We start from the raw sequence: 9,255 nt of genomic DNA, 5'->3' as shown, positions 1-9,255 counted from the left end.
TAAAGGGATTGTTTTGACAATCCCTTTCTTATTTATTGATTTATTTTAAAGATAGTTAAATTGAATATTTCTATATCCAACCTGCACTAAGAATGATTGCGAGAGATAAAAATATAATTAAAATGGTCCATGTTATTTTGTTTAGGGATGCTTCAGCGCTGCTGGCGCTAGTAAACATTGAGCTTCCACTAGCTGCTATTCCTCCCATACCATCGCCTTTGGGACTATGAAGTAGAACTAAAAGTATTAGTAGTATTCCAGAACTAACCCATATCCAAGTAAATATTTGACTCATATTTTGTATTTGTTATATATCTAATTTAAACATGTTGAACGACTTTATTAAATCCTTTTAATTCGATTTCTTTAATAAGTGATTTTCCTGTCATCTCTTTTGGAATAGGAAGATTTAATAATTGCAATAATGTTGGAGCAATATCTGCTAATCCAGCATTTTCTCTCAAATAAATCTCATTTCCCATATTTGGAATTTTTCTTTTCTCACCTTCAATAAAAATTAAGGGGACTTTATTAATAGTGTGAGCTGTCCAGGGTTCTCCATCAGGACCTTTCATCAGTTCAGCATTGCCATGATCTGCAGTAATAAGAATACTGCCTCCCATTTCTCCTGTAGCATTTACTATCTTACCTATACATCTATCGACGGTTTCGATGGCCTTTATAGCTGCGGCCATATTACCTGTATGTCCAACCATGTCAGGATTAGCAAAATTTATAACTACAAAAGAATACTGTCCAGTTTTTATAGCATTTGAGCAACTAATAGTTAATTCTTCGGCAGACATTTCCGGTGCCATATCATAAGTTGCAACTCTTGGCGAAGGAATTAAATGTCTTTGTTCTCCTGGCGAGGGGACTTCTACTCCTCCATTAAAAAAATAAGTAACATGTGGATATTTTTCGGTCTCTGCTGTTCTGTATTGCTTAAGTCCATTTTCTGAAACTATTTGGCCAATAAAGTTATTGAGAGACTCAGGAGGAAAAGCTATTTTAACTGGTAAATTTGCTTCGTATTGAGTGAAAGTTAATATATCTACATCAGGGATACTTTTTCTTTTAAAATTATCAAATTCTTTTTCCGAAAGAGCTTTTATTATTTGTCTGGCCCTATCAGGTCGGAAGTTAAAACAAATTAAACTATCTTCATCTTTTAAAAAGTCTTTAGATATTCTTATAGGCTCTAAGAATTCATCTGTAATATTTGCGTTATAACTTTTATTTAAATAATCTGCAGGGGAAATGTCAATTTTTTTGCCATTTGGATCAGTTAAATTTACAAAAGCTTTTTCTGTTCTTTCCCATATTAAATTTCTATCCATTATCCAATATCTTCCGCATATAGATGCTATTTCTCCTACTTTAAATTTCTTTATGCAATCTTCTATTTGTCTTATGTATTTATAAGCACTTTTTGCTGGAGTATCTCTACCATCGGTAATAATGTGAATAGCTACTTTTTCTATATGTTCTTCTGAAGCCCATTTTATTAATCCTAATAAGTGATCAATGTGGCTATGAACCCCTCCATCTGAACATAGACCAGTTATGTGTAAGGTACCCTTTTTTTTCTTAATTGAATTAGCCATTTCCTTTAACTCATTTACTTGAGTTAATTGGTTGTTTTTCACAACATTTGTAATTCTTACAAGTTCTTGTTGAATGATTCTCCCTGATCCAATCGTGAGATGCCCTACTTCGGAATTACCCATTTGACCATTGGGTAAACCTACATCAGCTCCGCTCGCATTAATAAGAGTATGAGGATAAGCGTGCCATAAAGAATCCATTATAGGAGTATTGGCATTTTTTATGGCATTATCTAAATTCTCTTCACGATGTCCCCATCCGTCCAGAATTGCTAGAACCACTGGACTCTCAGGAACTTTTGTTTTATTTATATTCTTGCTGCTAAACTTTGACATCTCTTAATTAAAATGCATGGTTTTAAAGAAGTAATCTTTAATTTAGCCGTAAAAGCTGTTCCATACAATTTATATGTAATTTAGTTAGCTTTTGCTAATTTATTAAGGATATTGAATAAAGTTAATTTTTAGATGAATCATGTCCAAACCAGATAAAAAAATCATAATACTTACTGAAGATGAGCTAAGAAAAACTTTCTCTAGACTAACTTTCGAAATTATAGAAAAGATCTCAAATTTAGAAAATCTCTTATTGGTTGGTATCCCTACGAGAGGAGTTCATCTCGCTGAAGTTTTGAGAAAAGAAATGTTGGATAAAACAGGCGTTGATGTAAAAAAAGGAATAATTGACCCAACTTTTTATAGAGATGATCAAAATAGAGTTGGAACTCGTTTAATAGAGGCAACTGATTTTCCTACATCTATAGAAAAAAAAGATATTGTTTTAATTGATGATGTCATTTATACAGGAAGAACAATTCGAGCTGCAATTGAGGCTCTTCTTTTATGGGGAAGACCAAAAAGTATTATGTTATTGGTAATGATTGATAGAGGTCATAGAGAATTACCAATTCAGCCTGATTTTTGCGGAAGAAAAGTTCCGACTAGCAAAAAGGAAATTGTTTATTTAAGTTTAAAAGAAGTTGATGGAGAAGATGGTGTCTACTTGGATAAAATTTAAAAGATATTTCCTAAATTAAATACACCTAATTCTTTTTCATAAATATCTAGACATCTGAGATAAAGAGATGAATCCTTTTTAATGCTGAAATAAAGTTTTAAGCTATCTTCTCCAATTTTACACTCATTGTTCACATTTATTTGAAGAGGTTTTTTATTCCATTTAAAAACCTCTTCTTCATTTTGAGATTCTGATAACTTTGGTAATCCATTCTCAAAAATTACATCAAAATTTCTCTTCGTTTTAGTTTCTCCAATAATTATCTCGAAAATGTTCTGACCATCTTTACTGGCTTGAAGAATTAACTCAAATGGTTTTTCTGTAGGCCATGTTTGCCCTTTATAAAAAATTGGATGCCAGAAATGTTTTTGTTCTCTTTTATTAAATAATCTAATTGATAAGCCTTTAATTAAGATATCTTTAATCTTTACTCCAGGAGTCATAGCAAGAGCTCCAATTGCTATTGATTCAATCGGTGGTGGAGAATTGATTTGTATTCCTGACATCTTATTAGTGATCCACTTTTTTATTAATGGAATTTGTGTTCCTCCTCCAACCAAAATCACAGAGTTTAAATCATCTAAATTAAAAAATTTTCCTCTAGCCTCATTTAATAAATCCTTAAGTAGGGAATTTAAGTGACTCAAAAGATTATTCTGCATCATAATCTTTTCAAAAATTTCTTTACTAATGAAAAATTCTTTTTCTTCGTTCTCTGCTGTAAATAAAGAGATAAGGTATTTTCTCTCAGATTCAATTTCTTGGCCACTAAGCTTACATTTTAATTTTTCTGCTATGGAAAAATTCCTCTCATCTTGATTTGATGGTAAAAAGTAATTAACAATCCACTGATCTATATCTTTACCTCCGACTTTTGAACCCGATTTGCTTATTATTTCAGCACATCTTAATTTTTGCTTTGATATTGCACTTACATCCTTTCCTTGGAACTTTAATAGTTCTGCAATAGGTGCAGATTTACCTTCCCCACCTTGTGTTTTGATTACGCTCATATCGATAGTACTCCCACCAATATCGATAATCATAATAATTGAACCTAGTGGAACATTCATTCCTATCCCGGCTGCAGTTGGTTCATCAACAAGTGCTACCTCATTAATAGGTAAACTTTCACATAGACTTATTAACCACTTTCTGTAACCCTTATAAGTGTCAATTGGGGCTGTTAAAACCAGCCTTTTAATGTTAAATTCTAGTGGAATGTTTTCCCAAAGAATTTTGAAAAATTTTTCACCTGATTCTATGGGACTTAAAACTTTCTTTTTTTGCCTTTCAATAGGATTACCAATTAATCTTTTAAAATTTGAATGAAAATATTTTTCTGAATAAGATAAATTTTTCTTTTTCAATGCAGATAATCCTATCCTTCCAACATTATCTCCACCTTCGAACCAAACTACTGATGGGATGACTCCAGGAGAAGACGTAATACCTGGTATTTCTATTAAAATAAAATCTCTATCTTTCTCCGCTTGAAAAGCTAATACAGTATTAGTATTTCCTAAATCAAGAGCAAGGGTTCCTGAACAATTATTTTCCATAACAGATTTCTTATTATTTTTTTAAGTTCGTTTGAAAATTTATAATTTTAATGATGTTAATATTAATGTAAACTATATTGTATATTTAAAAATATTTTTTTATGAACGTATCGAATAATTCCAATATGGATCATAATGATCTTGCAAAAAGAGGCGAAAGTTTAATAAGGAAATCTACAAATAGATACTTAACAACTGTAAGAATTGCTTTTAGAGCTAAACAAAGAAGGTTTGACGATTTTGATGGTTTATTAGAAGAATCAGCTATTAAACCAGTTCAAAGATCAATTATTGAATTAAGCGATGAACAAGATCAACCAGATTTACTTCCAGGTTAGCTTTGTCATTTGAAGAAAATAATTGGAGATTAATTAAAGATACTAAAAAAGGTAAATTTTGTTTTTTGATTGGTGTAAATAATTGGGCTATTGAGTTACAGAAACATGAATTCGAATTGCTATATAAATTACTTATAAAACTGAATAATCAATTGTTGGAAATAAAGGATGAATTAATGGACGAAGAGTTTATTAATTTAGAAATAGAACAATTACCCTGGTACGCAGAATTGGAGGGTAAAAAATATGGATGGAATTTAAGACTAATATTTGAAAGCTCAGAACAAACTCGATCATTTGAAATGTATTGGCCTATACCAATAGCTGAAAATTTATTTTATGAAATAAAAAAAATGTGGGAATCAATGGATTGAAAAATTAATTAAATTGGAAATTTTTTGAAAAAATTCCCCGATCTAAAAATCTTTTTTAACATCTTTTCCACAGCTAATTTCTAAAAAAATATTTGCAGATCAACCTTATGTGGAAAACTTGTAATTTTAAGCAATTTTTATATTACTTAATGAGATTTATGTTATTCAGACAAATTTCTATAGAAACTTAGTCTTCTTAAGGGGTCTCATCTCTAATACGAATGAGACATATATAAATATTAAAAAGTTGACTATTTACTTTTTTTAGAGAAAACTGATCCCATGCCCTATTGATCTTTTCCCCCTATTTGAATTATGCAAGAATTAAATTGTGATGTTAAACAAAAAAATATCAACAATAAAGAAGAAATAATTAGCTTTAAATGTGACCTTCATGAAAACCTTCAACAAGCTATGAATAAATTTGTTGAGGAACATCCTAATTGGGATCAATATAGAATCTTACAAGCAGCAATTGCTGGCTTTTTGATGCAAAAAGGATTTCAAAATAGGGATCTCACAAGGCTTTATATAGGTAAAATGTTTTCTATGGATTTTGATAACTAATCAAGAATTAACTTTATTTAATTTTCTCTAAGATCAATTTAGCTATTTCTTTTTTTATTGGAATAATAGATAATCTATTACCTTTCTTAACTAATAACAGTTCCTCCTCATTAAATAAAATTTTTAATTCAGTTAAGCTTAAAAATTTATTTGCTTTAAATAGATATTTGACTTTCACACAATCCCATCTTGGTTCCTCTTGACTTGATTTAGGATCATAATATTTAGATTCTTTTTGGAATTGAGTTGGGTCAATAATATTTAGATCGATAACCTCCATAAATCCAACTATTCCAGGAGGTTTGCAATTTGAATGGTAAAAAAATACTTTATCTCCAAGAGACATTCTTCTCATAAAATTGCGCGCCTGATAATTTCGGATGCCATCCCATAAAGTAACTCCATCTTTTTTTAAAGTATCAATACTGTAAGCGTCTGGTTCACTTTTCATTAGCCAGTAGTTAGGTTCAGTCATAGTCTATAATTTTCGGGAAATTGTGCTGCTGGTATGATGCTGGTATGGCATTATGTTAACTTTTTCATAAGCCAGCTAAATCCAAAGCATTTTATTTAGTTTATCGAAGATAGTTGGTCGAAGAAAGTTTAGAAAAATATAGAAACAGATCGCTTGGAGCAAACTTTTTGCTGAGTTCAATAAACCCAGTATTTGCAATGCTTTTTAAGGAGTTAGACAGTCTTTTATACCAGCAGTTTTAATAATCTATACCAGCTAGAGATATAAAACCTAGTTATAGAAAAGGTTTAATACTCTCTCTACTGAACTACGTGCCAGATCCTTAAGCTGCTTCTGGAGCAAATATTCGACTATCTTTCCTCCAGTAAGTACAGCCCTTAACTAAATGATCTCCTTGAGGAATAAGCTTCTGGTGAAAGGGACAGGTCAAGATAGTTACACATTGATCTGTCGTGCTGTAACGAAAGTGAGTGCAAGTAATGCAAATCTTTGTGCGTTTGCTTCTCAGTTCTCCGTGATAATCGAAGTATTCCCATTCCTGCCAGTCCTCCATGATTAGTTAGTACAAGTGTACTAATATTTATATCATTAGTAAAGGTTGGAGGTCAATAAACTTATTTGCTTGTTAGTAAAATTGTTCTTGCTTTATGCCATCTATTCTCGAAGGACTCTTTGTTTACTTCTGTCTGATTACCATACTTATCTACACCCCTGTAGTAGACGCCTAGAACGTACTCTACAAAGGGTTTAAGGGCTTTCATGCTCTTTGATTTAAGAAGCTTTGTGAACGCTTCCATCGACCTCTCAAGCTTGTCTCTCTGAAGGTTATGAATCCACATTGAACCCTGATGATGATGATAGAGAATTACCTTCACTACTTCTTCGTAGGAAAGCCAAGGATGAGCATCCTTAATTTGTTGTGTTCTGTCCATTTGTTTTAAGTTTTAATTGATTAGTTATCTATGAGTGGTTTTCGATGGGGTGGCATGGGGGTAATCATCTTTGCCTATACGTAAATACGACACCTCACAAATTTCTGCCAAAAGTTTAGAGCTGATTAATTTAATAGATAGGGGTTGGATGCGGGCTTCTATAGCTGGACGGCAGATCCCTTATTAATTACATCTAGGCTTATTTCCCCTAACTGGAGAATCACAATTTAATATTTCCACATTCATTTATAGATGATTCATTTATATTTTTTAGATCAGGTTTTCTAACATTTAATTGCTGAAGTACATCAATCATTGAAACAGCAAAATTTAAACCTTGAGACCCACCAGATGAGGTTGCTCCGAAAGTATTTATACCAATAACTTCTCCATTCTCATTTAATAAAGGACCACCACTATTACCTGGATTTATTGCAGCATCAGTTTGTATTAATGAGGTGCCAGTTGTAGCAAAACCCTCTGAATAATTTCCTGATCTCCTAAATGCACTTACAATTCCTCTAGTAATTGTATTTGTTAATCCCCTCGGTGAACCAATAGCTATTACTTCTTCTCCAGCAGTAGGATAGGTTGCATAACAAATTGGAAGAGCCTCGGGAAAAATCTCCCCTTGAACCTTAAGAATTGCAAAGTCATCTTTTCTACTTACATAAATGGTTTTCGCAGTTAATTCTGATCCAGTAGCAGTTTCTATTTGGATATCAATTTTTTTTCCAGCGCCAATTACATGTCTATTTGTAATTAGTAAACCCTCATCATTTATAAAAAAGCCCGTACCTTGACCTCTGCTTGACCTTACAGTCACAACTTTTGGAAGTGTATTTCCTGCTATCTCTTTAATTGATGGTTTTAATTTTATATTTTTAGCTTTGAAGTTAATTTCTGGTATTGTCCATTTTTTTAAAACTTTTTTATACAACTCAGATAATTTCTCAACAGTAACTTCTCCGATAGGAATAATTCTATTGTTACCTCTTACCGAGAGCCCGGTATATGATCTTGTATTTTTTACTTGTTCAATAAAATCATTGGGTAATGAGAATTGACCATCCTCTCCATATAATGTGTAATTTCGGTTATTGAATTTTAATTCAATTGGAGAATCTAATTCACCAGAATCAGAAATACCACCAAAACATGTATTAAAAACATAGGAACAATCATTTTCTAAAAAATATGTTGCACTTAAATAATCTGAACTCCATTTAGTTAAAACAGTAAATCTACTAAATGCACCTCTTATGTAGTCTCTATCAAAAACAACATATTCCGAACTTCCGTCAAAGCTCGACGTAAGCTTAACTATATTTTTATAAGGAATTTTTGGATTAGATGTCGATCTCCAAGGTATATCTGCTTCCATTTCTATAACCATTAAACCTGTTTCTTCATCAAGTATTGTTTTTACCTTTTTTCTTACAGATTCATTTTTGCATTGCGGTTTATTTTTCCAAACAGGAGAATTACAGTTAATTTTAGCTGCATTAACAGTAGTAGGTAGAGCGAGAGCAGCTAGTAATGGGAGTAGAAACCTTCTCAAAAATAAAGAGTTAATTAACAGGAATCATAGTGAATACCTCTAATCCAATCAATAATCTATTAATGACTATTAATTAATTTATTGATTCTGAATTGGAATCACTAAATAAGATTCAGAACAACATAAAGATGTAACGTAATTTATTTAGTCAAATGAAAAAAACAAATCTTTTTAAGAAATTTACTGCTTTATCAGTAATTGGTACAGGATTGGTAATCGCACTAATAAGCCCAAGCCAAGTTAAGGCAGATAATGGTTATCTTATGACCCAAGAGCAAATTAAAAACAACCTAGTCCAAAACGATTTCTACCTAACTAGTGGATCAGATCACTGCATTATCGCAGACATTATTTATGGTATTTCTGACTGCTAATAAATCCCAAAGTTCTATTAAGTCATTTATTCCCTTTAAATAGATCTTGTATCACATAAATATCGGTTGCTTCTGGATACTTCTGCTGAAACACTTTTATTGCATGATTAGGAGAAATAGCGAAAAGATTTATCTTTATTCTGTAGTCATCAACCAAACCTGATATTAGATAATTTTTCACACAAGATAATGAATTTGTTTTTAAATATTTTAGATCCACTGTCAATCATCTATTTACTGATTGATGAGTGATATCTCTCTCTCGACTTTATCTCAAATAATTTATGGTTGGCTTCAGTTATATGCCTGCAACTGCCTCATGACAACCATGTATTAATCCTAGGACTGGTAATTAAATAACAGTCTCAAAATTTGGTCCTCTACCCGTACTTTATTCTTCCTTAAACCGTACATTTTGATACTCATAAATGATATGCGTTGGTAGTT

The 9,255-nt window shown here is 31.6% G+C and carries 13 protein-coding genes; 5 read left to right on the top strand and 8 right to left on the bottom strand.

All coding sequences use genetic code 11. The features are described 5' to 3' along the window. Nucleotides 1-70: 70 nt before the first annotated feature. Together secG and gpmI are read right to left on the bottom strand one after the other, a co-directional pair. Entirely contained in the window at nt 71-295 is a 225-nt protein-coding gene (gene secG / locus TX50_RS07730) for a preprotein translocase subunit SecG (protein WP_011133064.1), read from the bottom strand. A 25-nt stretch (nt 296-320) separates the two neighbouring features. Beyond that, on the bottom strand, nt 321-1,943 hold the full coding sequence (gpmI, locus tag TX50_RS07725) for a 2,3-bisphosphoglycerate-independent phosphoglycerate mutase (RefSeq protein ID WP_011133063.1): 1,623 nt from the start codon (nt 1,941-1,943) through the stop codon (nt 321-323). A 139-nt stretch (nt 1,944-2,082) separates the two neighbouring features. Between gpmI and pyrR the strand changes: the two genes are divergently transcribed. Further along, nucleotides 2,083-2,625: a bifunctional pyr operon transcriptional regulator/uracil phosphoribosyltransferase PyrR gene (pyrR, locus tag TX50_RS07720; protein WP_011133062.1), complete on the top strand. Its 543-nt coding sequence runs from the start codon at nt 2,083-2,085 to the stop codon at nt 2,623-2,625. On the opposite strand, the gene TX50_RS07715 is transcribed toward pyrR, so the two are convergent. Next, nucleotides 2,622-4,187 (bottom strand): Hsp70 family protein, encoded by a 1,566-nt coding sequence (locus TX50_RS07715; protein ID WP_011133061.1) that lies wholly within the window; start codon nt 4,185-4,187, stop codon nt 2,622-2,624. The genes pyrR and TX50_RS07715 overlap by 4 nt on opposite strands. Nucleotides 4,188-4,288: 101 nt before the next feature. Between TX50_RS07715 and TX50_RS07710 the strand changes: the two genes are divergently transcribed. The 3 genes from TX50_RS07710 (at nt 4,289) to TX50_RS07700 (ending at nt 5,466) form a co-directional block, all read left to right on the top strand. Further along, the gene (locus TX50_RS07710; RefSeq protein ID WP_011133060.1) at nt 4,289-4,525 is read left to right on the top strand and encodes a DNA-directed RNA polymerase subunit omega; all 237 of its coding nucleotides are present in this window, start codon (nt 4,289-4,291) and stop codon (nt 4,523-4,525) included. 2 nt (nt 4,526-4,527) lie between these two features. After that, nucleotides 4,528-4,899 carry a DUF1818 family protein gene (locus tag TX50_RS07705; protein WP_011133059.1) on the top strand — a complete coding sequence of 124 codons (372 nt, stop codon included), beginning with the start codon at nt 4,528-4,530 and terminating at the stop codon, nt 4,897-4,899. 315 nt (nt 4,900-5,214) lie between these two features. Then, nucleotides 5,215-5,466: a DUF2811 domain-containing protein gene (locus tag TX50_RS07700; protein WP_011133058.1), complete on the top strand. Its 252-nt coding sequence runs from the start codon at nt 5,215-5,217 to the stop codon at nt 5,464-5,466. Nucleotides 5,467-5,479: 13 nt separating this feature from the next. Here TX50_RS07700 and TX50_RS07695 read toward each other — a convergent pair whose 3' ends face one another. The 4 genes from TX50_RS07695 to TX50_RS09215 form a co-directional block, all read right to left on the bottom strand. Continuing rightward, the gene (locus TX50_RS07695; RefSeq protein ID WP_011133057.1) at nt 5,480-5,941 is read right to left on the bottom strand and encodes an EVE domain-containing protein; all 462 of its coding nucleotides are present in this window, start codon (nt 5,939-5,941) and stop codon (nt 5,480-5,482) included. Nucleotides 5,942-6,263: 322 nt separating this feature from the next. Beyond that, complete coding sequence (locus TX50_RS09330; RefSeq protein ID WP_011133056.1) at nt 6,264-6,494, bottom strand: hypothetical protein; 231 nt, start codon at nt 6,492-6,494, stop codon at nt 6,264-6,266. A 61-nt stretch (nt 6,495-6,555) separates the two neighbouring features. Then, entirely contained in the window at nt 6,556-6,873 is a 318-nt protein-coding gene (locus TX50_RS07690; RefSeq protein WP_011133055.1) for a hypothetical protein, read from the bottom strand. A gap of 220 nt (nt 6,874-7,093) precedes the next feature. Further along, nucleotides 7,094-8,434, bottom strand: a complete 1,341-nt coding sequence (locus TX50_RS09215; protein WP_011133054.1) for a S1C family serine protease — start codon at nt 8,432-8,434, stop codon at nt 7,094-7,096. Between the two features lie 152 nt (nt 8,435-8,586). Here TX50_RS09215 and TX50_RS07680 point away from each other — a divergent pair, with 152 nt between their 5' ends. Beyond that, entirely contained in the window at nt 8,587-8,808 is a 222-nt protein-coding gene (locus TX50_RS07680; protein ID WP_036930671.1) for a hypothetical protein, read from the top strand. Nucleotides 8,809-8,830: 22 nt separating this feature from the next. Here the strand turns inward: TX50_RS07680 and TX50_RS09845 are convergent, their stop codons facing one another. Further along, nucleotides 8,831-8,989, bottom strand: coding sequence for a hypothetical protein (locus tag TX50_RS09845; RefSeq protein ID WP_173028062.1), 159 nt, complete (start codon nt 8,987-8,989; stop codon nt 8,831-8,833). Between the last annotated feature and the right edge of the window lie 266 nt (nt 8,990-9,255).

It is taken from the genome of Prochlorococcus marinus subsp. pastoris str. CCMP1986, from assembly GCF_000011465.1.
GTDB classification, from domain to species: Bacteria; Cyanobacteriota; Cyanobacteriia; order PCC-6307; family Cyanobiaceae; genus Prochlorococcus_A; species Prochlorococcus_A pastoris.
This window is presented reverse-complemented; position numbering and strand designations above follow the sequence as displayed.

Coding starts and splice junctions, on each gene's coding strand:
- TX50_RS07700 (WP_011133058.1), top strand. CDS start 5,215: ATGCAAGAATTAAATTGTGATGTTAAACAAAAAAATATCAACAATAAA.
- gpmI (WP_011133063.1), bottom strand. CDS start 1,943: ATGTCAAAGTTTAGCAGCAAGAATATAAATAAAACAAAAGTTCCTGAG.
- pyrR (WP_011133062.1), top strand. CDS start 2,083: ATGTCCAAACCAGATAAAAAAATCATAATACTTACTGAAGATGAGCTA.
- TX50_RS07710 (WP_011133060.1), top strand. CDS start 4,289: ATGAACGTATCGAATAATTCCAATATGGATCATAATGATCTTGCAAAA.
- TX50_RS07715 (WP_011133061.1), bottom strand. CDS start 4,187: ATGGAAAATAATTGTTCAGGAACCCTTGCTCTTGATTTAGGAAATACT.
- secG (WP_011133064.1), bottom strand. CDS start 295: ATGAGTCAAATATTTACTTGGATATGGGTTAGTTCTGGAATACTACTA.
- TX50_RS07690 (WP_011133055.1), bottom strand. CDS start 6,873: ATGGACAGAACACAACAAATTAAGGATGCTCATCCTTGGCTTTCCTAC.
- TX50_RS07680 (WP_036930671.1), top strand. CDS start 8,587: ATGAAAAAAACAAATCTTTTTAAGAAATTTACTGCTTTATCAGTAATT.
- TX50_RS07695 (WP_011133057.1), bottom strand. CDS start 5,941: ATGACTGAACCTAACTACTGGCTAATGAAAAGTGAACCAGACGCTTAC.
- TX50_RS09330 (WP_011133056.1), bottom strand. CDS start 6,494: ATGGAGGACTGGCAGGAATGGGAATACTTCGATTATCACGGAGAACTG.